This window comes from Pseudescherichia sp. L3 (assembly GCF_024656065.1).
In the GTDB taxonomy this organism is placed as follows: Bacteria; Pseudomonadota; Gammaproteobacteria; order Enterobacterales; family Enterobacteriaceae; genus Pseudescherichia.
Genome location: NZ_JANKYC010000001.1, coordinates 734,460 through 758,760, shown reverse-complemented (window position 1 = coordinate 758,760; position 24,301 = coordinate 734,460). Strand labels below are relative to the sequence as shown.

Sequence of the window (24,301 nt, the reverse complement as noted above, 5' to 3'; positions counted from 1 at the left end):
ATCAGGAAGCCCCGGGCGACATCTGCGCCCCTGGGCGCGGCGGCAGCATAAACAGCACCAGCGCCGGAATAAGATAGGCAAACCAGACCACCACCTCACTGACGCTGGGGGCTTCCTGGTAGCCAAAAATGCCCTCCAGCAACGTGCCAAACAGCGTATGGGTGCTCAGGGTGTTGCTGAGATCGAAGGCCACCTGTTGGAAATGGTTCCACAGGCCCGCTTCGTGGAAGGCGCGGATCGCCCCCGCGGCCAGCCCGGCGGCTACCAGCAGGATAAACAGGCTGGTCCATTTGAAAAACGCGGCCATGTTAAGGCGAATACCGCCCCAGTAGATAAGGAAGCCGATGACCACCGCCGTCGCCAGCCCGGTGAGGGCCCCCACAGGAGGCCAGATACCCACATCCTGCTGAAACGCCGCCAGCAGGAAGAAGACCGACTCCAGCCCTTCCCGCGCCACAGCAAAGAAGACCATCATAATCAGTGCCCAGCCGTGATGATTGCCCTGCTTCAGGGCGTTATCAACGGCCTGCTCAAGCTGCACCTTGACGTTGCGCGACACTTTGCGCATCCAGAAAACCATCCATGTCAGGATCACCACGGCGATGACCGCGACGATGCCCTCAAACAGCTCCTGCTCTTTCTGAGGAAACTCGCCGGTGGTTTCATTGATGATGATACCGAGCGCGAGGCAGAGCGCGGCGGCGAGAAAAACGCCGATCCACATCACACCTATCCAGCGGCCGCGTTGGGTACGCTTGAGGTAGCTGGCGATGAGGCTAACGATCAGCGCCGCTTCGAGACCTTCGCGTAACATAATGAGAAATGGCACAAACATGCGGTAAACCTTTGAATGTTAATCAGCGTCAAATGATGCAAAGAAAAGTAAATTTCAATGATAGTGATTATCATTACGGCAGCAAGAAACACAAGTAATTTCTGCACGGAAGTTTCTCAGAATGTTACGCAGAACAGGCCACGCACTGGACGGTGAACCAAAGGTTGGAGAATTGTAAATAAGAAGTGAGAAAACGCACCGGAAAGCGGCTCCGGTGCGTGTATAACGGTTAGTTTGCTACGCGTGGTTCCGGCTTGGTGTGGTAGTGCGCATCCGCCTCGGCAAAGCGCGCCTGCATGCTTGCGGACGGCGCTTTGTCCAGCAGGCTGAAGAGCACAATACCGATGCTGCCGAAGATAAAGCCTGGAATGATCTCATACAGGCCCAGCAGCTCAAAGTGCTTCCAGACGATAACGGTTACCGCCCCGATGATCATCCCTGCCAGCGCGCCGTTACGGGTCATGCGCGACCACAGCACCGAGAAGAGCACCACCGGACCAAAGGCGGCACCAAAACCAGCCCAGGCATAGCTCACCAGACCCAGCACGCGGTTTTCCGGGTTAGCCGCCAGGGCAATAGCCACCAGCGCGACCACCAGCACCATGACACGTCCGACCCACACCAGCTCCGTCTGGCTTGCGTGTTTACGCAGAAACGCCTTGTAGAGATCTTCTGTGATGGCGCTGGAGCAGACCAGCAGCTGGCAGCTCAGGGTCGACATCACCGCTGCCAAAATAGCAGAGAGCAGCACGCCGGCAACCCATGGGTTAAACAGCACCTGCGCCAGTTCGATGAACACGCGCTCGGCGTTCTGGTTTACCGCCCCAGCCTGCCCTGGGTTGTTGCTGTAGTAAGCGATACCGAAGAAGCCTACGGCGACCGCACCGGCCAGGCAGAGGATCATCCAGGTCATGCTGATCCGCCGAGCGTGAACGATGGTGTGGTGGGAGTCCGCCGCCATAAAGCGCGCCAGAATATGCGGCTGGCCAAAGTAGCCCAGGCCCCAGCCCAGCAGCGAGACGATAGCCACGAAGTTCAGCCCTTTGAGCATGTCGACGTTTTCAATGCTCTTCTGCTTAATGACCATCAGCGACTCATCGAAGCCGCCCACGGAGACCATCACCATGACCGGAGTGAGGATCAGGGCGAAGATCATCAGGCTGGCCTGCACGGTGTCGGTCCAGCTTACGGCCAGGAAGCCGCCCACGAAGGTATAGATGATGGTTGCTGCCGCACCGGCCCACAGCGCCGTTTCGTAGCTCATGCCAAAGGTGCTTTCAAACAGACGCGCCCCTGCCACGATGCCAGAGGCACAGTAGATGGTGAAGAAGAGCAGGATAACCAGCGCAGAGATGATGCGCAGCACGCGGCTACGATCTTCAAAGCGGCCGGTGAAGTAGTCCGGCAGCGTCAGGGCATTGTTGTTCACCTCGGTGTGCACGCGCAGGCGGCCCGCCACCAGCTTCCAGTTGATCCAGGCCCCCAGCGTCAGGCCAATAGCGATCCAGCTTTCAGAGATACCAGAGATAAAAATTGCCCCAGGCAGGCCCATCAGCAGCCAGCCGCTCATATCGGATGCGCCCGCAGAGAGGGCAGTTACCATCGGCCCCAGGCTGCGCCCGCCGAGAATATAGTCGTCAAAGTTTTTTGTCGATCGCCAGGCGACAAAGCCAATCAAAATCATGCCAAAGATGTAAATAAGAAACGTCACCAGCATCGGTGTGCTCATTGCCATTCAAAAGTCTCCAGATCTCTTCGTCAGCAAACGTCATATCTGCTGCGCTGACCTTTTCCGGAACGGGGAAAAAGTCTCGTTGTTGTGTTGGGCGACCGTATCCTGCCGGAAGCGATTTCTAACCACAATCGATTTAACATGGCATTCACATGAATTACATCCCCGTTACGATACCATTTTCTAATAGGTTGCACTCGCTCACGCTTTGCAAGGTAACACCGTGCAAAAGTGTTAAGCACCGCATGGTTCCTGGCTTTTCAGCATGCTAGCGCTGATTATGAGAGCGGGATCTCTTTTAACAATCCATTCATTTTTCAGCTTGCTGGCCGCGTCACAATTAACATGGTTGCACAAAGTTGCAACATGGTAGATATTCCTCGCTAACGAGTTGAGTGACGATAATATTGAGGAGTAGATGCATGGGTAGCACCACGATGGGGGTTAAGCTTGATGATGCCACGCGGGAACGTATTAAGCAGGCCGCGACGCAGATCGATCGCACGCCGCACTGGCTGATTAAGCAGGCCATCTTTAACTATCTTGAGCGCGTTGAGAGCGGTGACGCGCTGCCGGAGCTACCGGGCCAGACCAACGGTACAGAGAGCGAGCCCGCCGAGGCCAACGTACCAAAAGACGAGCCGCATCAGCCCTTCCTGGAATTTGCCGAGCAGATCCTGCCTCAGTCCGTGAGCCGCGCGGCCATCACCGCCGCCTGGCGTCGTGCGGAAACCGACGCCGTCCCGATGCTGCTGGAGCAGGCGCGCCTGCCAGAGCCGGTGGGCGAGCGAGCGCAAAAGCTGGCCTACCGCCTGGCGGAAAAGCTGCGTAACCAGAAAACCGCCACCGGCCGTGCAGGGATGGTGCAGAGCCTGCTTCAGGAGTTCTCTCTCTCCTCCCAGGAGGGTGTCGCCCTGATGTGTCTGGCCGAAGCGCTGCTGCGTATTCCGGACAAGGCCACCCGTGACGCGTTGATCCGTGACAAAATCAGCAATGGCAACTGGCAGTCGCACATCGGACGCAGCCCCTCGCTGTTTGTTAACGCCGCGACCTGGGGCCTGCTGTTTACCGGCCGCCTGGTGTCTACCCATAATGAAGCCAGCCTCTCGCGCTCGCTGAACCGTATCATCGGCAAGAGCGGCGAGCCGCTGATCCGTAAAGGCGTCGACATGGCGATGCGCCTGATGGGCGAACAGTTTGTTACCGGTGAAACCATTGCCGAAGCGCTGGCGAACGCGCGCAAGCTGGAGGAGAAAGGGTTCCGCTACTCTTACGATATGCTGGGCGAGGCGGCGCTGACCGCTACGGATGCACAGGCCTATATGGTCTCCTATCAGCAGGCGATCCATGCCATTGGTAAAGCCTCCAACGGCCGCGGCATCTATGAGGGTCCGGGGATCTCCATCAAGCTGTCGGCCCTGCACCCTCGCTACAGCCGGGCGCAGTATGACCGGGTGATGAGCGAGCTCTATCCGCGCCTGAAGTCCTTAACCCTGCTGGCGCGCCAGTACGATATCGGGATCAACATCGACGCCGAAGAGGCGGACCGGCTGGAGATCTCTCTCGATCTGCTGGAAAAACTCTGCTTCGATCCGGATCTGGCGGGCTGGAACGGCATCGGCTTCGTGATCCAGGCCTATATGAAGCGCTGCCCGTTTGTCATTGACTACCTGACCGATCTCGCCTCCCGCAGCCGTCGCCGCCTGATGATCCGTCTGGTGAAAGGTGCCTACTGGGACAGCGAAATCAAACGCGCCCAGGTTGAGGGGCTTGAGGGCTACCCGGTCTATACCCGCAAGGTCTATACCGACGTCTCCTATATCGCCTGTGCGAAAAAGCTGCTCAGCGTACCGAATCTGATCTACCCGCAGTTTGCGACCCACAACGCCCACACCCTGGCCGCCATCTACCAGCTTGCCGGGGAGAACTACTATCCGGGCCAGTATGAGTTCCAGTGCCTGCACGGCATGGGCGAACCGCTCTATGAGCAGGTGGTGGGCAATATTGCCGACGGCAAGCTGAACCGCCCCTGCCGTATCTACGCTCCGGTCGGCACCCATGAGACGCTGCTGGCCTACCTGGTCCGCCGCCTGTTGGAGAACGGCGCGAATACCTCCTTTGTTAACCGCATCGCCGACACCACCCTGCCTCTTGACGAGCTGGTGGCCGATCCGGTGAGCGCCGTTGAAAAGCTGGCGGCCCAGGAGGGTCAGATTGGCCTGCCGCATCCGAAGATCCCTCTGCCGGTGGATCTCTATGGCGACGGTCGGGTGAATGCCGCCGGGCTGGATCTGGCGAACGAGCACCGTCTGGCGTCGCTCTCCTCTGCCCTACTCAACAGCGCGCTGCACACCTGGCAGGCCGGGCCGCTGCTGGAGCAACCGGTTGAGGACGGCGAGAGGGTTGCCGTGATCAACCCAGCCGAGCCGAAAGATATTGTCGGCTACGCACGGGAAGCGACCTCTGCGGAGGTGGAGCAGGCGCTGGAGAGCGCGGTAAATACCGGGCCTATCTGGTTTGCCACCCCGCCCCAGGAGCGCGCCGCTATCCTGGAACGTGCTGCCATGCTGATGGAGGATCAGACCCAGCAGCTGATCGGCATCCTGGTGCGCGAGGCGGGTAAAACCTTCAGCAACGCCATTGCCGAGGTACGCGAAGCCGTTGATTTCCTGCGCTACTACGCGGGCCAGGTGCGGGACGATTTCGACAATGAGACCCATCGCCCGCTGGGCCCGGTGGTCTGTATCAGCCCGTGGAACTTCCCGCTGGCTATCTTTACCGGACAGGTTGCAGCAGCCCTGGCGGCGGGTAACAGCGTGCTGGCGAAGCCGGCGGAGCAAACGCCGCTGATTGCTGCCCAGAGCGTAGCCCTGCTGCGGGAAGCGGGCGTTCCTGCTGGCGTGGTTCAGCTTCTGCCAGGCCGGGGCGAAACCGTTGGCGCGCAGCTGACCGCCGACAACCGCGTGCGCGGCGTGATGTTTACCGGCTCGACCGAGGTCGCGACCCTGCTGCAGCGCAGCATTGCTCCGCGCCTCGACGCGCAGGGTCGTCCCACCCCGCTGATCGCCGAAACTGGCGGTATGAATGCCATGATCGTTGACTCCTCGGCGCTGACCGAGCAGGTCGTGGTCGATGTGATGGCCTCGGCGTTTGATAGCGCGGGCCAGCGCTGCTCGGCCCTGCGTCTGCTCTGCCTGCAGGAGGATATCGCTGACCACACGCTGAAAATGCTGCGTGGTGCGATGGCAGAGAGCCGAATGGGTAACCCTGGCCGCCTGTCGACGGATATCGGTCCGGTGATCGACGCCGAAGCGAAAAATGCCATCGAGCGCCATATCCAGGCGATGCGGGCCAAAGGCCGTCCGGTGTTCCAGGCGGTGCGCGAAAACAGCGAGGATGCGAAAGAGTGGCAGACCGGCACCTTCGTTGCGCCAACTCTGATCGAGCTGGACAGCATCGATGAGCTGAAAAAAGAGGTCTTCGGTCCGGTGCTGCACGTGGTGCGCTTCAGCCGCAGCCAGCTGGATGAGACGATCCGCCAGATCAACGCCTCCGGCTACGGTCTGACCCTCGGGGTGCATACCCGTATCGACGAAACCATTGCTCAGGTTACCGGCAACGCCTATGTGGGCAACCTCTACGTCAACCGCAACATGGTGGGCGCGGTAGTGGGTGTCCAGCCGTTTGGCGGAGAGGGGCTCTCGGGCACCGGGCCTAAAGCGGGCGGGCCGCTCTATCTCTACCGCCTGCTGGCAAGCCGACCGCAAAATGCGCTGGGTGTGACCCTGGCACGCCATGACGCGGTGCGCCCAGTGGATGCCCGTCTGCGCAGCGTGCTGGCTCAGCCGCTGGAGGCGTTAAGCGCCTGGGCTACCAGCCGTCCTGAACTGGTTGAACTCTGCCAGCAGTTTGGCGAGCAGGCGCAGAGCGGTACCCAGCGCCTGCTGCCTGGCCCTACCGGCGAGCGCAACACCTGGACGCTGCTGCCGCGTGATAGCGTGCTTTGCATGGCGGACAACGAGCAGGATGCGCTGGTACAGCTGGCTGCGGTGCTGGCGGTGGGCAGCAAGGTACTGTGGCCGGAGGATGGGCTGCATCGCGATCTGGCGAAGCAGCTGCCGCCTGCGGTGGCAGAGCGCATCGCCTTCGCCAAGCCGGATACGCTGCTGGCTCAGGCGTTTGACGCGGTGATCTACCACGGTGATTCCGACCAGCTGCGGGCAATCTGCGAGCAGGTTGCCGCCCGCGACGGCGCGATTATCTCGGTGCAGGGCTTTGCGCGGGGCGAAACGGCGATCGTGCTGGAGCGTCTCTACCTGGAGCGCTCCCTGAGCGTCAATACCGCCGCTGCCGGAGGCAACGCCAGCCTGATGACAATCGGGTAATAGTGTAATATTCCCCGGTGGCGCTACGCTTACCGGGGATACAGTGTAACCGTGGGCCGGATAAGCACAGCGTATCCGGCTTTTTCATTTGGAGGCAAAATGAAACCTTTATTTATTGCAGGCGTGGCTTTGCTGTTAAGCACCGGCGCGCTGGCGGACGAGTGTGACAATGCCAGCACCCAGTCCGATCTAAACAGCTGTACCGCGCAGCAGTATCAGGCAGCGGATAAAAAGCTCAATGAGACGTATCAGGCCGCCCTGCAGCGGGCCGCCGCACCCCAGCGCGAGCTGTTGAAGAAGGCACAGCAGACGTGGATTAGCGTGCGCGACGCCGACTGCGCGCTGATCGCTTCGGGTACCGAAGGGGGAAGCGTGCAGCCAATGATCCATAACCAGTGCCTGCATGATAAAACCGCCGAGCGCGAAGCCTTTTTGGCCTCGCTGATGCAGTGCGAAGAGGGCGATCTCAGCTGCCCGCTGCCGCCTGCGAACTGACCGCGTCACGCTACTCTTCGTTTAACGACGCCGTCGCCGACGGCGCTTTTTTTCTGCTGAGCTTAAGCTCGCTCACCAGCACCCCAAGCACGATTAGCGCCCCACCGAACAGCGCCAGCAGCGGCAGACGTTCCCCTGCCAGACGTCCAAAAATACCTGCCCACACCGGTTCGCCGGTATAGATCACCGTTGCCCGGGTTGGGGATACGCTGCGCTGGGCCCAGTTCATAGTGACCTGAATAATCGCGCTGAAGATACCCAGCCCGGCGGCCACCAGCAGCAGCGCAGGAGAGAACGACGGCACGGACTCGCCCGCCGGACCTGTGGCGGCAAAGGCTACCACCGAGGCGGTAGCTAGCTGAATGACGGTCACCCGCCGGATATCCACCTTGCCCGCCCAGGCGCTGATGAGAATAATTTCAGCGGCAATGGCGACCGCGCTGACCAGGGTGATCCACTCCCCCTCCCCCATCGCCAGCATGTTACCCTCCGGCCCCGCCAGCAAAACCAGCCCGCCAAAGGCCAGGGCGATGCCCACGCAGGACATCAGGCCCGGCAGCCTGCCGAGGCAAAGCCACTGCAATAGCGGCACCAGTGGCACATACATCGCCGTAATAAAAGCGGACTTGCTGCTGGAGATGGTTTGCAGTCCCCAGGTTTGCAGGCCATAGCCGAAGGCGATAGAGACACCGATGGCCACCCCGGCCTTGATCTCAAGCCAGGTTATGCCGCGCAGCACCTTAAGGGAGAGCAGCGCAACCGCAATAGCCGCCGTGGCAAAGCGCAGGCCGACAAAAAAGAGCGGACCGCTCAGGGTCACCGCGTACTGAACGGCCAAAAACGTGCCGCCCCAGAACATTGTGATGAGGATCAGGAGTGCCTCTTGCGGCTTAACAGAGAATTTATAGCGAGAGAAAAACGGGGTCATTTTACCACCAGCCCAGGACGAAGCCCCGTAGTGTGCGATGGTAGAGGAGTCAGTTCAACGATTTGGCAGAAAAAAGGCATAAAAAAACCGCCGGGCGAACCCGACGGCGGGACAAACGTAAGAGGTCATACTATTAACTTATCTTACGCTGCGATGGTACTGGCATTTAGCGGTTATTGCCGCCGCCCTGGCCGCCACCACCATGGCTACTTTTGCCCCCTTTTTTGCCAGCTTCGGATGCGCGCTCAGGGTCGTTTTTGAAGTTACCCCCGCTGTGCTGGCCACCTTTACGACCTGCTTCTGATGCTTTTTCACGATCTTCTGCGAAGTTACCAGAACCACCACGATGTTCTGCCATTTCTGACCTCCAGAATCAATACATTAGACATCATACTGCATTCAGTAAAAGACAATTCTTTCACCTGACGGCGTATAAAAAGTAGATATTTCGTCGCCGCGTAGAGATAAGCCTAGTGCAAACGGCATCGACGGCCAGCAGACAGTAATATTCTGCAACAGGATATCAGGCAAAAGTAGGGTTTGTGCGGCTTTCAATTAATAAGCCTTTCTTATATCTTGAGAAATGAAGCTGACCAAAAGTGTGTCAATTTGCTACAGCCTGTTAGCTCGCTGGCATCGGCGGGCTTTGCGCCCGCCGCTCATGACCCAAAATCAAGGATTAGTGATTATTTTTTAAGACCTTAATCGTGTATCTGCCGTCTGCCTTGCGATACGCGCCGTGAATATCAGTCTCAAAACCAGGATAGTGTGAGCCGATCTCGCATAGCATCTGAATAAACTCCAGCACCGGACGGTTATCTTCCGTTAGCATCTCACCTGGCATAACCAGCGGTACCCCCGGCGGATAGGGCAAGATCATATTGGCATTGACGCGACCAATCATCTCATCGATGTAGACCTCCTCAATGTCACCGTTTATCTCTTTCTGCCACGCGGCCCACGGGTTCATCACCATTTTTGGTAAGGTCTCAAAGGCGCGATACATCAGCTCAGGCAGGTTATGCTTACTGATCACCTCGTGCATACCCTGGGCCAGCTCCTGAATACGCATCTCCTTATAGAATTCAGGATCAAGGGCATAGAGCGCAGGCATCATCTCTTTAATACGCTTGTTACTGTCGTACTCGCGCTTGAAGTCTGTCAGGGCACGCAGCAGGCTCAACGCCTTGGTTTCATCAATCCCGATGCTGAACAGGAATAGCAGATTGTAGGGGCCGGTCTTCTCAACAACGATGCCATGATAGTCGAGGTATTTCGAGACGATCCATGCTGGAATACCGCGCTCCGTCATTTCGCCCTGCTTATTCATCCCCGGCGTTAACAGCGTCACCTTCACCGGATCCAGATGCATATGGTCGTCATCGATATTCCTGAAGCCGTGCCAGGTCTCCTCCCCTTTCAGCGGCCAGCACTCGGTGGTGCTGATATCCTCAGGCTGCCAGACATCAAAGAACCAACTGTCGCTCTCGGCGCTAAGCTTTTTGATCTCCTGACGGAAGGAGATAGCGCGATCGATAGCGTCCTGCACCAGCCGTTTACCCGCGCTCCCCTCCATCATCGCCGCCGCGGTCTCAATGGAGGCGACGATACCGTAGTGAGGCGACGTGGAGGTGTGCATCATAAAGGATTCGTTAAACGTCTCCTCGTTAAAGTCGCCCTTAATATGGATCATGGACGCCTGGGAAAATGCCGCCAGCAGCTTATGGGTCGACTGCGTTTCATAGATCACCTTACCCTCTGTGCGCTCGCCGCTCATGCCGCACAGCCCTTTGTAGATAGGGTTGAAATTGGTATAGGGCACCCAGGCAGAATCAAAGTGGATCGAGTTCACCTCCAGGTTTTGCTTGATATAGTCGGTGTCATACAGCAGGCCGTCGTAGGTAGAGTTGGTGATCACCGCGTGCACCGGCCAGCTCGCTCCCGGCGTAGCGTTAACCTTCTGCTGGATCGCCCTGTGTGAAAACTCGCTCTGCGGAATGCCCCCTAAAATGCCGAAGGCGTTACGGGTAGGCCGCAGGTAGATCGGCGTAACGTCGCTCATCATCAGCAGATGCGTCAGGGATTTATGGCAGTTACGATCGATCAGCACCGTGCTTTTCACCGGCGCAGCGTACATGCCGACAATTTTATTGGCCGTAGAGGTGCCGTTGGTCACCATATAGCTACGCTCGGCATTGAAGGTACGGGCGATATACTCCTCTGCTTCTTTGTGAGGACCCGAGTGATCCAGCAGCGAGCCTAGCTCCGTCACCGATACCGAGATGTCCGACTTCATAGTGTTGGCACCAAAGAAGTCGTAAAACAGGCTACCCACCGGGCTCTTCTGAAACGCGGTTCCCGACATATGGCCGGGCGTACAGAAGGTATATTTCCCAGCGTTCACATAGTTAAAAAGTGCCTTCGTCAGCGGCGGCAGAATTTTGTCGTAATAAGCTTCCGTTACCTGCTGGATTTTATTGGCAATATCGCAGGCAACGTCGAGGGCGTACTCAAAGAAGTGAATATTAGCTTCTAAGTCACGCAGCGTCAGATCGAGCGCGCTGTTCTTATTGGCAAACATATAGATCGGGAGCCGATCGTTAAGCGCGCCGATCTGCTGGGTCAGACTGAGATTATAGCTATCCCAATCAATCACCACGCCACAGATTTTGGCGTTATTGTTAATGAGCCCCAACAGATCGTCAGTATTCTCGGGATAGAGAATACGGAAATCCATGGCACTTAAGCGCTGGCCCAGCTCCTGCAGTGCGGTCTCTTTAAAAATAACGCCAGGGTGATTCATTATTGCTATGGTCTTCATCTTAATATCCTTATTTATTTATCAGTGTGTGTTTGTCTTGCTTATCAATAAAAATTCCCCAGAACGACCAGCCCGCAAAGGTGGTAAGTGCGCCGAGCATCATCGCCTCTTCGCCAGATGCGTAGAGGGCATAGAAGCTGTAGACGGTGCCAATCACGGCGGTACAGGTATTGATGCGGAACTGGGACTTGGTGACCCCGGCCAGGCGCTGCATGGGAATAAGCGCTGCCATTGAGAGCACATAGGGGATGAGGTTGGTTATAACGGCCAGATTAACCAAACTGTTAAACTGTTTATTCAGGGATGGGCTAATGGTCATTAGCGCCAGCAGGGTCTGGATAATGCCGAGAACGATCATGCCAACCACGGGTGCGTCGGCTTTCGTGACGCGGGAGAAAATCCGCGGGAAATAACCGATATCCGCCGATGATTTAAAAACGCGGCCCACGGTAAACTGCCACCCCAACAGGGAACCAATACAGGCCAGGGTCATCAGCAACATCACGACTTTACCCACGAAGGGGGTAAACATGCTGGCGTAAGCGAGGCCAAAAGGCGCTGTGGAGTTCAGCAGGTCGGCATTAGGCACAATGCCGGAGATGACATTCGTCGACAGGATATAAACGACGGCACAGGCCAGGGTTCCGCCGAAAACGGCTATAGGGACATTCTTTTGCGGGTTCTCAACCGCGTCCATGTTGGCGCAGGCTGACTCCAGACCGAGAAATGCCCACAGCGTCATGGAAATAGAGGTAGAGACCGCAGAGAAGAAGCTGCTGTGGTTAGGGTTCCAGGCGCTGATATAGAGCGAGGGCTTGAACCAGAACCAGCCAAAAATGCTCAGGCCGACTACCGGGATAATCACGCCCCAGACGGTCACGGAGCCAATACGCCCGGTGATTTTTGCCCCGCCAAAGTTACAGATGGTGGTCACCCATATCACGCCGATGGTCGCCACGCACGCGCCCACCGGCGAGAGGACGACGCCGAGAAGATCGCTGCCGTAACCCACTGCGGAAATAGCGATGGCAATATTGGCAATTAACAGGCTAATAGCATAGGTATAGTTGGAAATAAAGTTTCCTGACTTACCAAATGCATATTCTGCGTAGCCCCCCATGCCGCCGCTCTTTTGACTAAACAGGCCACACTTAGAGAAAGCGAAGGCCAGCGCCAGCGAGCCTAATGCCGTGACCAACCATGACAGAATAGATATTGTCCCGACCTCGGCTAATTTCGTCGGCAGCATAATAATCCCTGAGCCCATCATGTTAACCGCAGTTAATACGGTGAGCTGGAGTACACCCATTTTATTTCCAGGCTGACTCATAACACCCTCTTACAGATATAAAAATAGATTGCCAGTAATGGTTAATTACTGTCCTGTTGATAAAGCGTCTGTTCTATTACGCGGAATAGTTAACGGCACGGCGGAGTTTATTTTCCGCCAGCGAGTGCCTCTGTTAGTGCGTATCCTTCTGCTTGGCATAACGGCTTGGCCAGATCTGTGCAGGCTCTACGCCAATGGCGTCGGCAATGATGCGCTCTGCTTTCGGATAGGCTCGTGAGAGCACGTTTTTTAAGGTGTCCGGTTTGAGACCGGCCTGGATCGACAGTTCACGTATCGAGTACCCGCGCTTGTGAAGCGCGGCGACAATGTCGATACGACACCAGTCCATCTGCGTGGCTTCAACTTTACTCATAATTCATCTAACCTCTTCTTCAACCCTATGGGATAATCCCGAACGCTAATCACCTGGTGATAACGTGGTAGTATCATTGATCTCTTTTGAGATGAATAAAAGCGTTATCTGAAGAATTTGTGATTCTAAACTCGTTTTGTGATCTCTATGAAGATCAGACTACCTACACCGTCGCGGATGGACTAAAAATGGAAGGCGAAGAGACAATTTCATACCGTACAGCCGGGCAGGAGACGCTGGCGGACAGGCTAAGGCTACTGATTGGTAACCGCAGTACCCGGGCGGCGGCCGAAGAGTGGCAGCTTCCCTACTCCACGCTAAATAACTACATCAGCCGGGGAACCGACCCTTCGTTTAACGTGGCAATAAAAATTGCTGAGCGGGAGAACGTCTCTCTGGAGTGGCTGGCCTACGGCGGCAGCGAGCGTAACCCACGCGAGCTTAAAGAGACCGAGGCGAAATGGCATACCACGCCTAAGCCGGTAGACGATCCGCTGCAGTTTGCCTGGTCAATGGTCTACTCGTCGCTGGATGACAGCGAACGTGAGGCGCTGCTGCGCGTTATTCATAAAGAGGGGGTGCAGGGGATAATGAACCATGCCGAAATATTTGGTCCGCTGGCCCGACATATCGCCTCACTCTCTACCAGCGAAAAAGCCCGGTTTATGCAGGAAGCGATGGCCATTATCAGTAAGATTAAGCGCGACGCCTGAACAGGGCGTTTGTTAGCGGTTCACGTAACCCCAATTAAGATCAACATGATCTCATTTTAGAGAAAAACGCTTGCTTTTGCTGGCTGCCTGGTCGTAGATTGTTTCGAAAACGATTGTTGTGAAAACAATTGTTGTGAAAACAGCGATACACAAGGAGCGGCTATGAGCGAAGAGAGAGCAGTGTTTGAGCAAGCGTTAACGGGTGAGCGGGAAGTACGTCGCGAGAAGCTGGCGCAGCTACGCGAAGAGGGGATCGCTTTCCCAAACGATTTTCGCCGGAACAGAACCGCTGACGCGCTTTATGCGCGCTATGCAGAGTGTGATACCGCGACGCTACAGGCCGAAAATGTTCAGGTCGCTATTGCCGGGCGCGTCATGTCACGCCGCATTATGGGCAAAGCGGCCTTCCTGGTTTTACAGGACTGCGGCGGTAAGATCCAAATCTATGCCGCCCAATCCTCTCTGGGGGAGGTGCAGTATCAGCAGCACATCAGACGCTGCGATCTGGGCGATATCATCGGCGTTGAGGGCACGCTGTTTAAAACCCAGACCGGCGAGCTCACCCTGCACGCCAGCCGGATCGCCCCTCTAACCAAAGCGCTACGGCCGCTCCCCGATAAGTTTCATGGCCTGGCGGATCGCGAGATGCGCTATCGCCAGCGCTACGTGGACCTGATCGTCAACGATAGCACGCGACGCACCTTTGTTACGCGTTCACACATTCTCAGCGCCATTCGCGCCTTCATGCAGGCCCGTGGCTTTCTGGAGGTAGAGACGCCAATGATGCAGGCCATTCCCGGCGGCGCATCAGCAAGGCCGTTTATGACCCACCATAATGCCCTTGATCAGCAGATGTATCTGCGTATTTCGCCAGAGCTCTATCTTAAAAGGCTGGTGGTTGGCGGCTTCGAGAAGGTATTCGAAATCAACCGCAATTTTCGCAACGAGGGCATCTCCGTCCGTCATAACCCTGAGTTCACTATGATGGAGATGTACGAGGCCTATGCTGACTACAACGACCTGATAACCTTTACCGAATCGCTCTTCCGGCACGTTGCCCAGACGGTGTTGGGCACGACGACCGTTCAGTACGGCGACTGGACGTTTGATTTTGGCCGCCCCTTTGACCGCCTGACCATGACCGGGGCGATCCTCCGCTACGGGGAGGGCATCGTCGCTGAGGATTTGGCCACGCTGGAGGCGGCGCTGCGTCTTGCCGAGCGCCTGGATATTAAGATTGAGGCGGGCTGGGGGTATGGCCGTATTATTACCGAACTCTTCGATGCGGTTGCCGAAAAGCACCTTATCCAGCCTACGTTCATTACCGAGTATCCGGCAGAGGTCTCGCCGCTGGCGCGCAGAAACGACGCCAATCCGGACATCACCGATCGCTTTGAGTTTTTCATTGGCGGCAGAGAGATTGGCAACGGCTTCTCTGAGCTTAATGATGCCGAAGATCAGGCCGAGCGCTTTAGAGAGCAGGTGATGGCGAAAGAGGCCGGGGATGACGAAGCGATGTTTTATGATGAGGACTACGTGACGGCGCTTGAGTACGGGTTACCTCCTACCGCCGGGTTAGGTATTGGTATCGATCGCATGGTGATGCTGTTTACTAATGCTCCCTCTATTCGCGATGTGATCCTTTTCCCGGCGTTGCGTCCGGTTAAACAGCCATGAATCAGCAAAAATACGCCTTACAGGAGGAGTGAATTGTGCAGCATTATTATCCACTACAATGTCAATACCGGCTGCCTGTGTACCCTTAATGAAAAAGGAGAATTTACGCTTGCTACCACGTTAACGGGTTGCAAAGTATTATCTGGCGATCTCCTGAACAGTAATATGGAGTGTTATGGCCAGACGACAGTGTTTAATGTCACAGCAAACCTCTCACTGGATATCGATATTAAATATCGCACCCGCTCAGAAGCGCACGCGGTAAATTTGTTACAGAAAATGACATAATAAATTACCCGTTTTCTCTGCCTTCCGGGATTAGTTTGCCCCTGTGGCATGCTAATCCCGCTGTAAAATAAGCGCGATCCGATTTGCACTCTCAGCCTGACGGCATATCTTTAACTATACCCTGATGGCAACCGAGGAGTGAAAAGATGGCAAAGGTTCTGGTTCTTTATTATTCCATGTATGGGCACATTGAAACCCTGGCGCACGCCGTGGCTGAAGGCGCAGGAAAGGTGGAAGGCGTTGAGGTAGTGATTAAGCGCGTACCAGAAACGATGCCGCAGGAGCTGTTTGAGAAATCAGGCGGTAAGGCACAGTCCGCCCCGGTCGCTACCCCGCAGGAGCTGGCTGAGTACGACGCCATTATCGTGGGTACGCCGACGCGTTTCGGCAACATGTCTGGGCAGATGCGCACCTTCTTTGATCAGACGGGCGGCCTGTGGGCGTCCGGAGCCCTCTATGGCAAGGTTGCCAGCGTATTCAGCTCCACCGGTACGGGTGGCGGGCAGGAGCACACAATCACCTCGACATGGACTACGCTTGCACATCATGGGATGGTGATTGTGCCGATTGGCTATGGCACAAAAGAGCTGTTCGATATCTCTGAAGTTCGCGGCGGTACGCCATACGGCGCGACGACCATTGCGGGTGGCGACGGTTCCCGCCAGCCCAGCGAGGAAGAGCTGGCTATTGCCCGCTATCAGGGCGAATACGTGGCCGGCCTGGCCGTTAAGTTAAAAGGTTAACCCTAACAGGAGAAGTAAGATGCCAAATCAGGAAGCAAAAGCTCATCACGTCGGCGAATGGGCAAGTATCCGTAATACTTCGCCAGAAATTGCCGAAGCCATTTTTGAAGTTGCCAACTACGACGAGAAGCTGGCAGAAAAGATCTGGGAAGAGGGAAATGACGAAGTGCTGATTCGTGCCTTCAAGAAAACCGATGCAGATTCACTGTTCTGGGGTGAACAAACCATCGAGCGTAAAAACGTTTAACTCCCTCGCCTCCCCCGCCTGTGCGGGGGAGTGTTAGTCATGTCTTACCAGCCTAATGCCGCTCTGATTTCTCGCCGATAGCCCGTATCAATCTGTTCCGGTACCTGTTGAATATAGCTTTTGGCATGTTCCCCCTCCTCTCCCGTCAGGCCCCGCAGATAAGCGATCGCCGCTTCCGGCGTGGGGACTTTGCCCTCAATGTCATCAATGCGTGCCGGCAGTGCCGTCCAAATAATTGCCTCGATGCCGCGCCCGCGGGCCCAGTCGGCGAGCAGTCCTGTGGTCTGAGAAGAGAGCGTTAACGACCCTACGCCGTCCACCCGCTCCTCGGGGATCCCCTCCCGCTCGCGAAGCGCCTGACACGCTTCGCGAAGAGAGTGGGTTGCCAACGTTGCCCAGAGCACCGGGACAGGCGTAGCGTTAATGCAGATGGCGGTAGCCAGTTCACCGCCGTCACTGACGCGCGTAAACTCTATGGGCAGCTCAGGACCATCAGCGTGCCACTCACTTGCCACTGGCAGAGCGCCAGACTTCCAGACCAGCGATCCCCACCCCAGACAAACAATTTTCATCGGTATTACTCCTGTATATGCTTACACCCCACACTAAAGCTTTAACTATGAATATGATAAAGCGCAACCCGGCAGCGACGTATTTTGCTTTACCTTGGTTGGCAAGCCTTCTATAGTAACGCCTGTATATATAACCAGGCTTCGAGGGTAGATGTGTGTTTGTTGAATTAGTGTATGACAAGCGAAACGTGGCCGGGCTGCCGGGCGCGCGTGAAATTATCCTGGACGAGCTAACGCGTCGGGTTCACCGCATCTTCCCGGACGCCGAGGTACGCGTCAAACCCATGCAGGCCAATGGGCTAAACAGCGACGCCAGTAAAAGCGACAGAGAGAAATTGAACCGCATGCTGGAAGAGATGTTTGACGAAGCCGATATGTGGCTAGTCGCAGAATAAAAACCGCTTCGGCGGTTTTTTTATATATGCCATACTTATCCGCACCACGCTGATTTAAATATTCACCAACCAAATAACATTAACTCAACTTATTAATCAGACACCATATATCATTTTAAAAATGAGAAAGGACCCGAGATGAAAAAAGCAGTACTGAGCTGTGCTCTTTTTATTTCTTTTACCACCAGCGCTGCCAGCTTCGACTGCACAAAAGCCAGATCAGCAGATGAAAAGGCAATTTGCACTAACCTGATGCTCAACGACAAAGATGTAGAAATGACAACGACATACCGACTCCTGCGCGGCCTGTTTGCCATGGGTACACAGGGTGATATGCAGGATGCCCAGCAGGCGTGGCTTAACCATCGACGGCAGTGTGGCGGCAATATTACCTGTTTAACTAACGCCTATAATAGCCGTTTACAGCAGCTCAACGCGATGTACCTCACTATTAACAAGCCCCTCTAGCGATCCTTTCAGTTAATAGCTGCCAAAAAAGTAACATTATTAAAAAGTGCTGGCACATTGTTACGCGTTGAAATTAATTAGCAAGACTATGGGATGCCATATCCCTGTATTATCGCTGGCGCAAGGAAATACAGCGCAGCCTGGCTGTGCTTTACCGAAAAAATCTTTTAACAAAAGGTATTACGATGAAAAAGTTAGCCATGATGCTGGGTGTCTGTACATTACTGGTCTGCGGCGCGGCCAGCGCTGCGAACGGTCAGGTTGCGGCAAATGCCAAAACCGCCTGCCAGGATAACCCAACCCAGTGCACTCAGGCAAAATCAACCGCTAAAGCCACTGCACAAAAACAGGCCCAGGCGGCGAAAGATGCCTGCGCTAACAATCAGGCCGCTTGCGATAACGCGAAAGCTGACGTCAAAAATGCGGCTAAACGCTAAGCCCCTCTCTACGCGGCGGATTTTATCTGCCGCGCTTTCTCACTGATTTAACGGCTATTAACTATGTCCGAAACAGAATCATCGACCCTAACCGAAGCTATGCTGCTGAACGACGCTATTGCTGAAGCGCTTGAGCGTGCAGGGCTCTGGCGTCGGGCCGCCACCCGCTGGCTGCATATTTTTGATTGCGTTGAGACTGACCGTGCGCGGGAGCGAATTGCCCTGCGCCGTGAAGCCTGCCTGCGAATGGCAAGCAGTAGCGCAGGCAGTGAAGGCGGCCAAAAATGCCATAAGCGTCTCCGCATGCTGCTGGCGACAAAATAGCAGCCTGCATGTACCTCCTCCCCGGCTTCATGCCTTTCATGCTATAGACCGTGATCCTTTTCTCCTTTTAAGAAATTACCTGCGCAAACCGTAGACAGTTTTACAACTCGGCTTTATCGTTAACATGAATAATAAATCATTATTGAATAAATATTCAATGTGGAGAAAACGATGAACGCTACCTTTGTTAAATCCGTACTGCTCGCTTCTATGATCGCCGCTTCCGGTTCGCTGTTTGCTGCTGATAACGGACTGATTGCTATCATTACCCCTTCCCACGACAACCCCTTCTTTAAAGCAGAGGCCGATGGCGCGGCGGCGAAAGCCAAAGAGCTAGGTTACACCACCCTTGTCGCCTCGCATGACGATGATGTAAACAAACAAAACCAGCTGATCGAGACCGCCATCGCCCGTAAGGCGAAAGCGATTATTCTCGATAATGCCGGCGCAGATGCCACCGTCGGGCCGCTGGAGAAAGCCAAGGCCGCAGGCGTTCCGACCTTCCTGATCGATCGCGAGATTAACAAAACCGGCATCGCCGTGGCGCAGATCGTCTCTAACAACTACCAGGGCGCGCAGCTGGGTGCCGAGAAGTTTGCCAAGCTGCTGGATGGCAAAGGTACCTATGTAGAGCTGCTGGGTCGCCAGTCGGACACCAACGCCAGCGTCCGCTCTCAGGGGTATCACGACATTCTGGACGACTACCCAGACATGAAGATGGTGGCACAGCAGACCGCCAACTGGAGCCAGACCGAAGCCTTTAACCGTATGGAAGCCATTCTGCAGACGAATCCAGACATCGTTGGTGTGATCTCTGGCAACGACACCATGGCATTAGGTGCCGAGGCCGCACTGAAGGCCGCCGGTAAGACCAATGTTATCGTCGTTGGCTTCGACGGCAGCGACTATACCCGCGACTCCATTGTTAACAAAGGCAATATCAAAGCCACCGTTTTGCAGCCGGGCTGGGAGCAGGCGCAGATGGCCGTTGAACAGGCGGACTACTTCCTGAAAAACGGCAAAGCGCAGAAAGACGAAAAACAGCTGATGGATTGCGTCCTGATCGATGAGTCAAACGCTAAAAAACTCAACATGTTCAAACTCAGCGAGTAAGGCGGAGGCGCTATGGGCGTAAAACAATGGGGTGTCGCGCTGATAGGGTGCACCACCCTGTTGCTGACGGCCTGCACGGTGGTGGATCTGGATGAAAACGGCAAGCCAATCATGCCTGTCGATCCAAATGCGAAACAGAATTTCGACAATCTGACCCCGCAGCAGATCGCGCAACAGACCTGGCAATCCCGTGTTATGGATGCCGCTAACCAACATGCGCTGGATGCCAGCGCGTTTGCCAGCCAGCTGAAAGCCGCCAGCGGCGCACCCAGGAGCGTTTTTGTTCGCCTGACTAGCCAGGTGACCGCCGTTGATATCAGCAACGCGCGCGAGCAGAAGCTGACGTTCACGGTCGACAACCAGCCGCTGACGATCCAGCTTGGGCCGGTGATGCGTGGCAACGCCATTCGCGATGCCACCGGCTTTAAGTTTGAAGACTTTACTAACCAGGTTCAGTTCGCCCAGCTCTCTCGCGCCTATAACCGCGAGGCCGCGAAGCATCTGCCGAAAATCGACGCCAGCTGGAACGGTAAGCCTGCAACCGTGCTGTTTGCCGTCACGCTGGCCAACGGCAAAGCCCAGGATGCTGCCGCTCTGGATGTCAAACAGGAGGCCCCATAATGAGCGTTACTCCGGTGGATGACATTATCCTGCGCACCCGCGGTATCTCGATGCTCTTTCCCGGCACCGTGGCGCTGGATAACATTGATTACAACGTCTGGCGCGGCAAGGTTAACGTCATTATTGGCGAGAACGGGGCCGGTAAATCGACGCTGATGAAGATCCTGGCCGGTGTCCAGCAGCCCAGCCTTGGCGAGATCCTGCTGAACGGCGAGCCGGTGCACTTCCCAAGCACTCGCGCAGCGGCGGCCCACGGGATCGGCATGGTGCATCAGGAGCTAAATCTGTTTGAAAACCTTAACGTGGCCGAGAATATTTTTCTTGGCCGCGAACTGCAAAAAGGCGTTGCCCCCATCAATGAAGGCGAGCAGGAGCGTCGCGCCGCCGAGCTGTTGCTGCGCCTTGACCAGCCCATCTCCCCGCGTGAGCTGGTCGGTAACCTCAAGGTCGGCCAGCAGCAGCTGATAGAGATCGCCAAAGCGCTGGCGGAGGATGCGGATATTCTGATCCTTGACGAACCCACCTCGGCGCTGAGTAAAACCGAAGTAGAGATCCTTTTTCGCGTGATCCGCGAGCTGACTCGCCAGGGGGTGACGATCATTTATATTTCGCACCGTCTGGAGGAGCTGATGGCCATCGGCGACGTCATTACCATCCTGCGCGACGGCAAGTTCCAGGCGGAAGCGAAGGTAAAAGATATCGACGTGCCGTGGATTGTCCGTGAGATGCTCGGTAGCGATCCGGTGAGTAACTTTCTCGAACCGGGACGCACCTTTGGGCCGCCGCTGCTGGAGGCTGAGCACATTACCTGCGTTAACGCCGCGGGCAACACGGTGGTTAACGACGTTAGCTTTAAGGTCCATGCCGGAGAGATCGTCGGTATTTACGGCCTGATGGGGGCCGGACGCACCGAGCTGTTCGAGTGCCTGCTGGGCACCGAGCGCAACTACTTCGGCAAGCTCTGGCTCGACAGCAAGCCGGTGCCCCAGCGTCTGGCGACCGCCGATCGCATCCGGATGGGCATGAGCCTGGTGCCGGAAGACCGCAAGCGGACCGGGATCTTCCCTATTTCCTCAGTGGCAAGCAACCTGACCATCGCCAGCCTGTGGCGACGCCTGCAGCGTGGGCTCACCATTGCCAGCAAAGAGGAGGATGCCGTCGTGGCAGGCACCATCGGCGATCTGTCGATCAAGGTCTCCTCCCCGCAGGTAGAGATCCAGGCCCTGAGCGGCGGCAACCAGCAGAAGGTGGTGATTGGCCGCTCGCTGCTGACCAATCCCAGGGTGCTGTTTCTTGATGAGCCGACGCGGGGCATTGACGTCGGCGCGAAAGCGGATGTGTTTCGCATGATGGTCCAGCTCTCGCAGCAGGGTATCGCGGTGGTCTTCTCCACCTCGGATTTAAAAGAAATTATGGCGGTTTCCGACCGTATTCTGGTGATGTCCGGCGGCAAACTCACCGCCGATATCGTTCGCGATCGGGCCGAAGAATCAGCGCTGGTCACAGCAAGTGCTCAGGGGTTTTAAGATGAAAACAGTCCAGTCGGCTACGTTAACACCGCGCGGCGCGGCCTCGCTGTCCCGCGAAAATATCCTGCTTATTCTGCTGAAGCTACGTACCTTTATCGCCCTTTTTCTTATTGTCGGCTTCTTTACGGTGATGGTGCCGGGATTCCTGTCGGCAGGCAGCATGGTGATCATGATCAAGCATATCGCTATCAACGCCTTCCTGGCGCTCGGGATCACCTTCGTGATTATCACCGCCGGGATCGACCTCTCTATCGGCGCGACGCTGGGCCTGTGCGGAATGATTGCCGGGTGGATGATCACTAAAGGCATCGTGCTGCCGATGTTTGGTATTGCCATCTTCCCCAGCGTCTGGGTGATCGTACCCGTGGTGCTGCTGATCGGCGCCCTGATCGGCGCGGCCAACGGCTGGATCATCACCCGCTACAACGTCGCGCCCTTTATCTGCACCCTTGGCACAATGTACGTCCTGCGCGGGGCGGCAATGTTGACCTCCGATGGACAGACCTTTCCCGGTCTGTCCGGAAACCCGCTGCTGGGCAATACCGGCTTTGATGAGATCGGAGCCGGAACGCTGTTCGGCATTCCGTGGGCGATCTGGATGATGATCGTGCTGGCGCTGATTATCGCCTACGTTGCACGCCGCCTGCCCTTTGGTCGCCACGTCTATGCCATTGGCGATAACGAGCGCGCCGCCGAGCTCTCCGGCGTCAAGGTCAAGCAGGTTAAGATCCTGGTCTATATGCTCTCCGGCCTGTGTGCGGCGATTGCCGGGATCGTGGTCTCCGCGCAGCTGGTGGCCAGCCATCCGGCTAACGGCACCGCTTTTGAGATGAACGCTATCGCGGCGGTGGTGCTTGGCGGGACCTCGCTGGCAGGCGGGCGCGGCACCATTCTCGGCACGCTGATCGGCGCTTTCGTGATCGGTTTCCTTGCCGATGGGCTGGTCATGATGGGCGTCAGCGAGTTCTGGCAGATGGTGATTAAAGGCATCGTGATTATCGTGGCGGTTATCATCGACCAGATGCAAAACCGCATGCAGCAGAAAGCCGCGGTGGTGGCGCAGAAAGCGGTAATGGAAGGTAAGTAGCCCCTGCACCTCTACCCCGGGCGTGTCTGCCCGGGAGAGGCGGATTACTTCTTCATCAGGCTGCGAGCGGTGGCGAAGTCGGTAATTAACACATCGATATAGTTTCCCTCCAGCGCGCCGCGAATGGCGTTGCTTTTTTCCAGGCCACCCGCCAGGGCGATCACGTGCTGGCAGGCGCGCATCTGCGCCAGCTCCATGCCGATAACCGGATCCTCCTCCTGGCTCAGCACCGGGTTACCGGCGGCATCGTAGTAGTGGAGGCAGATATCCCCCACCGCCCCGCGCTCTGCCAGCAGCGTCAGCATCTCTTCGTTGTAGTAGTTACCGGAATTTTTTAGCAGCTGAGACGGCTCAAGCTCGCCAATGCCGACGATGGCGACATCCACCTCGTCAAATTTGGCTACCGCCGCCGCCACATCCGGGCTGTTCACCAGCCGGGCGCGCTCCTCCACCGAGTGTTCAATACTCTGAGAGGGCAGCAGCCACGCCGGACAGCCGAGGTGCGCCGCCAGCTGCTGGGTGAGGATCGTCGCCTGCACGTTGCCGTTGGGGCCAACGCCGCCCAGCAGTTGGATCACCCCTGCCGCCCGGATATTCTGCGGGTGCATCTCGTCCACCATGCAACGAATGGTACTGCTCCAGGAGGAGATACCCACCAGATCCTCCGGCCGCAGGCGCGTTTCAACATAGTGCGCCGCCGCGCTGCCGATGGCGTGTTTGAGCTGCCCGTTGCTGGCGTTCTCGCCGATATCCACCACGATGGCCTGGCGAATGCCAAAGCGCTCCTCAATCGCCTTCTCCAGTTCGACAAAAATATTGGTCGGTTGGACAACGGTGATCTTAACCAGGCCCTCTTTCTGGCAGCGCGTCAGCGCGCGTGAGACAAAAGATTGTGACAGGTGCAGCAGCGAGGCAATTTCAGACTGCTTTTTGTTTTCGCTGTAATAGAGCGTGGCGATCTTCACCAGCAAGCGTTGTTCATCCTGCTTAGACATAGCGTTCCCCTTGATTTTCTGTCTGTTATTTTTATGCATACCTGAATAGATAACAAGCACGCCTTGCTTTCGCTTGCTGAACCAACTGTGATCGTTTTCTCCTTTCTCAGAAAATAGGCTATGCGCGTGGTGACAAAGGGAAAAGTAGCGCATATCTTACTCTAATGAATAATAAATCATAAATGAATATATA

At 56.2% G+C, this 24,301-nt stretch carries 23 protein-coding genes; 14 read left to right on the top strand and 9 right to left on the bottom strand.

All coding sequences use genetic code 11. From position 1 onward, the window contains the following. Position 1: 1 nt before the first annotated feature. Both efeU and putP read right to left on the bottom strand, forming a co-directional pair. Entirely contained in the window at positions 2-835 is an 834-nt protein-coding gene (gene efeU, locus NR795_RS03655; protein WP_222890109.1) for an iron uptake transporter permease EfeU, read from the bottom strand. A gap of 229 nt (positions 836-1,064) precedes the next feature. Beyond that, positions 1,065-2,570 carry a sodium/proline symporter PutP gene (gene putP / locus NR795_RS03650; RefSeq protein WP_144812677.1) on the bottom strand — a complete coding sequence of 502 codons (1,506 nt, stop codon included), beginning with the start codon at positions 2,568-2,570 and terminating at the stop codon, positions 1,065-1,067. Between the two features lie 419 nt (positions 2,571-2,989). On the opposite strand from putP, the gene putA reads away from it, so the two are divergent. Both putA and NR795_RS03640 read left to right on the top strand, forming a co-directional pair. Then, on the top strand, positions 2,990-6,952 hold the full coding sequence (putA, locus tag NR795_RS03645) for a trifunctional transcriptional regulator/proline dehydrogenase/L-glutamate gamma-semialdehyde dehydrogenase (RefSeq protein ID WP_257757179.1): 3,963 nt from the start codon (positions 2,990-2,992) through the stop codon (positions 6,950-6,952). 99 nt (positions 6,953-7,051) lie between these two features. Beyond that, on the top strand, positions 7,052-7,447 hold the full coding sequence (locus NR795_RS03640; protein WP_257757178.1) for a lysozyme inhibitor LprI family protein: 396 nt from the start codon (positions 7,052-7,054) through the stop codon (positions 7,445-7,447). Between the two features lie 10 nt (positions 7,448-7,457). Here the strand turns inward: NR795_RS03640 and NR795_RS03635 are convergent, their stop codons facing one another. The 5 genes from NR795_RS03635 to NR795_RS03615 form a co-directional block, all read right to left on the bottom strand. Beyond that, on the bottom strand, positions 7,458-8,375 hold the full coding sequence (locus tag NR795_RS03635) for a DMT family transporter (protein WP_257757177.1): 918 nt from the start codon (positions 8,373-8,375) through the stop codon (positions 7,458-7,460). 166 nt (positions 8,376-8,541) lie between these two features. After that, positions 8,542-8,733 (bottom strand): general stress protein, encoded by a 192-nt coding sequence (locus NR795_RS03630; protein WP_144812689.1) that lies wholly within the window; start codon positions 8,731-8,733, stop codon positions 8,542-8,544. 321 nt (positions 8,734-9,054) lie between these two features. Then, positions 9,055-11,196: a lysine decarboxylase gene (cadA, locus tag NR795_RS03625; RefSeq protein ID WP_257757176.1), complete on the bottom strand. Its 2,142-nt coding sequence runs from the start codon at positions 11,194-11,196 to the stop codon at positions 9,055-9,057. Between the two features lie 10 nt (positions 11,197-11,206). Further along, positions 11,207-12,526 carry a putrescine-ornithine antiporter gene (gene potE, locus NR795_RS03620; protein WP_257757175.1) on the bottom strand — a complete coding sequence of 440 codons (1,320 nt, stop codon included), beginning with the start codon at positions 12,524-12,526 and terminating at the stop codon, positions 11,207-11,209. A gap of 133 nt (positions 12,527-12,659) precedes the next feature. Beyond that, positions 12,660-12,899 (bottom strand): helix-turn-helix transcriptional regulator, encoded by a 240-nt coding sequence (locus NR795_RS03615; protein ID WP_144812699.1) that lies wholly within the window; start codon positions 12,897-12,899, stop codon positions 12,660-12,662. A 119-nt stretch (positions 12,900-13,018) separates the two neighbouring features. Here NR795_RS03615 and NR795_RS03610 point away from each other — a divergent pair, with 119 nt between their 5' ends. The 4 genes from NR795_RS03610 to NR795_RS03595 all read left to right on the top strand — a co-directional run bounded on the left by NR795_RS03610 (position 13,019) and on the right by NR795_RS03595 (position 16,567). Then, positions 13,019-13,612, top strand: coding sequence for a helix-turn-helix domain containing protein (locus NR795_RS03610; protein ID WP_257757174.1), 594 nt, complete (start codon positions 13,019-13,021; stop codon positions 13,610-13,612). Between the two features lie 162 nt (positions 13,613-13,774). Continuing rightward, positions 13,775-15,289 (top strand): lysine--tRNA ligase, encoded by a 1,515-nt coding sequence (lysS, locus tag NR795_RS03605; RefSeq protein WP_257757172.1) that lies wholly within the window; start codon positions 13,775-13,777, stop codon positions 15,287-15,289. Between the two features lie 434 nt (positions 15,290-15,723). Further along, a complete protein-coding gene (gene wrbA / locus NR795_RS03600) occupies positions 15,724-16,320 on the top strand; it encodes an NAD(P)H:quinone oxidoreductase (protein ID WP_257757170.1) in 597 nt (198 codons plus the stop codon). A gap of 19 nt (positions 16,321-16,339) precedes the next feature. Continuing rightward, positions 16,340-16,567, top strand: a complete 228-nt coding sequence (locus NR795_RS03595; protein ID WP_144812711.1) for a YccJ family protein — start codon at positions 16,340-16,342, stop codon at positions 16,565-16,567. A gap of 44 nt (positions 16,568-16,611) precedes the next feature. On the opposite strand, the gene NR795_RS03590 is transcribed toward NR795_RS03595, so the two are convergent. Continuing rightward, complete coding sequence (locus tag NR795_RS03590) at positions 16,612-17,139, bottom strand: hypothetical protein (protein WP_257757169.1); 528 nt, start codon at positions 17,137-17,139, stop codon at positions 16,612-16,614. Between the two features lie 155 nt (positions 17,140-17,294). Here NR795_RS03590 and NR795_RS03585 point away from each other — a divergent pair, with 155 nt between their 5' ends. From NR795_RS03585 to NR795_RS03550, 8 genes are all read left to right on the top strand, one after another. Further along, positions 17,295-17,534: a DinI family protein gene (locus NR795_RS03585; protein ID WP_042392580.1), complete on the top strand. Its 240-nt coding sequence runs from the start codon at positions 17,295-17,297 to the stop codon at positions 17,532-17,534. Between the two features lie 138 nt (positions 17,535-17,672). Continuing rightward, positions 17,673-18,002, top strand: a complete 330-nt coding sequence (locus tag NR795_RS03580; protein WP_144812716.1) for a lysozyme inhibitor LprI family protein — start codon at positions 17,673-17,675, stop codon at positions 18,000-18,002. Between the two features lie 185 nt (positions 18,003-18,187). Then, the gene (locus tag NR795_RS03575) at positions 18,188-18,439 is read left to right on the top strand and encodes a late histone H1 (RefSeq protein WP_144812719.1); all 252 of its coding nucleotides are present in this window, start codon (positions 18,188-18,190) and stop codon (positions 18,437-18,439) included. Positions 18,440-18,502: 63 nt separating this feature from the next. Further along, on the top strand, positions 18,503-18,763 hold the full coding sequence (locus NR795_RS03570; RefSeq protein WP_257757168.1) for a PerC family transcriptional regulator: 261 nt from the start codon (positions 18,503-18,505) through the stop codon (positions 18,761-18,763). Between the two features lie 171 nt (positions 18,764-18,934). Next, entirely contained in the window at positions 18,935-19,876 is a 942-nt protein-coding gene (locus NR795_RS03565) for a D-ribose ABC transporter substrate-binding protein (RefSeq protein WP_144812723.1), read from the top strand. A gap of 12 nt (positions 19,877-19,888) precedes the next feature. Continuing rightward, positions 19,889-20,497 carry a DUF2291 family protein gene (locus NR795_RS03560; protein ID WP_257757167.1) on the top strand — a complete coding sequence of 203 codons (609 nt, stop codon included), beginning with the start codon at positions 19,889-19,891 and terminating at the stop codon, positions 20,495-20,497. Beyond that, positions 20,497-22,023 (top strand): sugar ABC transporter ATP-binding protein, encoded by a 1,527-nt coding sequence (locus tag NR795_RS03555; protein ID WP_186370503.1) that lies wholly within the window; start codon positions 20,497-20,499, stop codon positions 22,021-22,023. The genes NR795_RS03560 and NR795_RS03555 overlap by 1 nt, the downstream gene beginning before the upstream one ends. Position 22,024: 1 nt before the next feature. Continuing rightward, a complete protein-coding gene (locus NR795_RS03550) occupies positions 22,025-23,113 on the top strand; it encodes an ABC transporter permease (protein WP_042392568.1) in 1,089 nt (362 codons plus the stop codon). Between the two features lie 44 nt (positions 23,114-23,157). Here NR795_RS03550 and NR795_RS03545 read toward each other — a convergent pair whose 3' ends face one another. Continuing rightward, positions 23,158-24,108 carry a sugar-binding transcriptional regulator gene (locus NR795_RS03545; protein ID WP_144812730.1) on the bottom strand — a complete coding sequence of 317 codons (951 nt, stop codon included), beginning with the start codon at positions 24,106-24,108 and terminating at the stop codon, positions 23,158-23,160. Positions 24,109-24,301: the final 193 nt, after the last annotated feature.

What these genes read in the sequence shown, in the direction of transcription:
- efeU (WP_222890109.1), bottom strand. Translation starts at nt 835, where the DNA reads ATGTTTGTGCCATTTCTCATTATGTTACGCGAAGGTCTCGAAGCGGCG.
- putP (WP_144812677.1), bottom strand. Translation starts at nt 2,570, where the DNA reads ATGGCAATGAGCACACCGATGCTGGTGACGTTTCTTATTTACATCTTT.
- putA (WP_257757179.1), top strand. Translation starts at nt 2,990, where the DNA reads ATGGGTAGCACCACGATGGGGGTTAAGCTTGATGATGCCACGCGGGAA.
- NR795_RS03640 (WP_257757178.1), top strand. Translation starts at nt 7,052, where the DNA reads ATGAAACCTTTATTTATTGCAGGCGTGGCTTTGCTGTTAAGCACCGGC.
- NR795_RS03635 (WP_257757177.1), bottom strand. Translation starts at nt 8,375, where the DNA reads ATGACCCCGTTTTTCTCTCGCTATAAATTCTCTGTTAAGCCGCAAGAG.
- NR795_RS03630 (WP_144812689.1), bottom strand. Translation starts at nt 8,733, where the DNA reads ATGGCAGAACATCGTGGTGGTTCTGGTAACTTCGCAGAAGATCGTGAA.
- cadA (WP_257757176.1), bottom strand. Translation starts at nt 11,196, where the DNA reads ATGAAGACCATAGCAATAATGAATCACCCTGGCGTTATTTTTAAAGAG.
- potE (WP_257757175.1), bottom strand. Translation starts at nt 12,526, where the DNA reads ATGAGTCAGCCTGGAAATAAAATGGGTGTACTCCAGCTCACCGTATTA.
- NR795_RS03615 (WP_144812699.1), bottom strand. Translation starts at nt 12,899, where the DNA reads ATGAGTAAAGTTGAAGCCACGCAGATGGACTGGTGTCGTATCGACATT.
- lysS (WP_257757172.1), top strand. Translation starts at nt 13,775, where the DNA reads ATGAGCGAAGAGAGAGCAGTGTTTGAGCAAGCGTTAACGGGTGAGCGG.
- wrbA (WP_257757170.1), top strand. Translation starts at nt 15,724, where the DNA reads ATGGCAAAGGTTCTGGTTCTTTATTATTCCATGTATGGGCACATTGAA.
- NR795_RS03595 (WP_144812711.1), top strand. Translation starts at nt 16,340, where the DNA reads ATGCCAAATCAGGAAGCAAAAGCTCATCACGTCGGCGAATGGGCAAGT.
- NR795_RS03590 (WP_257757169.1), bottom strand. Translation starts at nt 17,139, where the DNA reads ATGAAAATTGTTTGTCTGGGGTGGGGATCGCTGGTCTGGAAGTCTGGC.
- NR795_RS03580 (WP_144812716.1), top strand. Translation starts at nt 17,673, where the DNA reads ATGAAAAAAGCAGTACTGAGCTGTGCTCTTTTTATTTCTTTTACCACC.
- NR795_RS03575 (WP_144812719.1), top strand. Translation starts at nt 18,188, where the DNA reads ATGAAAAAGTTAGCCATGATGCTGGGTGTCTGTACATTACTGGTCTGC.
- NR795_RS03570 (WP_257757168.1), top strand. Translation starts at nt 18,503, where the DNA reads ATGTCCGAAACAGAATCATCGACCCTAACCGAAGCTATGCTGCTGAAC.
- NR795_RS03565 (WP_144812723.1), top strand. Translation starts at nt 18,935, where the DNA reads ATGAACGCTACCTTTGTTAAATCCGTACTGCTCGCTTCTATGATCGCC.
- NR795_RS03560 (WP_257757167.1), top strand. Translation starts at nt 19,889, where the DNA reads ATGGGCGTAAAACAATGGGGTGTCGCGCTGATAGGGTGCACCACCCTG.
- NR795_RS03555 (WP_186370503.1), top strand. Translation starts at nt 20,497, where the DNA reads ATGAGCGTTACTCCGGTGGATGACATTATCCTGCGCACCCGCGGTATC.
- NR795_RS03550 (WP_042392568.1), top strand. Translation starts at nt 22,025, where the DNA reads ATGAAAACAGTCCAGTCGGCTACGTTAACACCGCGCGGCGCGGCCTCG.
- NR795_RS03545 (WP_144812730.1), bottom strand. Translation starts at nt 24,108, where the DNA reads ATGTCTAAGCAGGATGAACAACGCTTGCTGGTGAAGATCGCCACGCTC.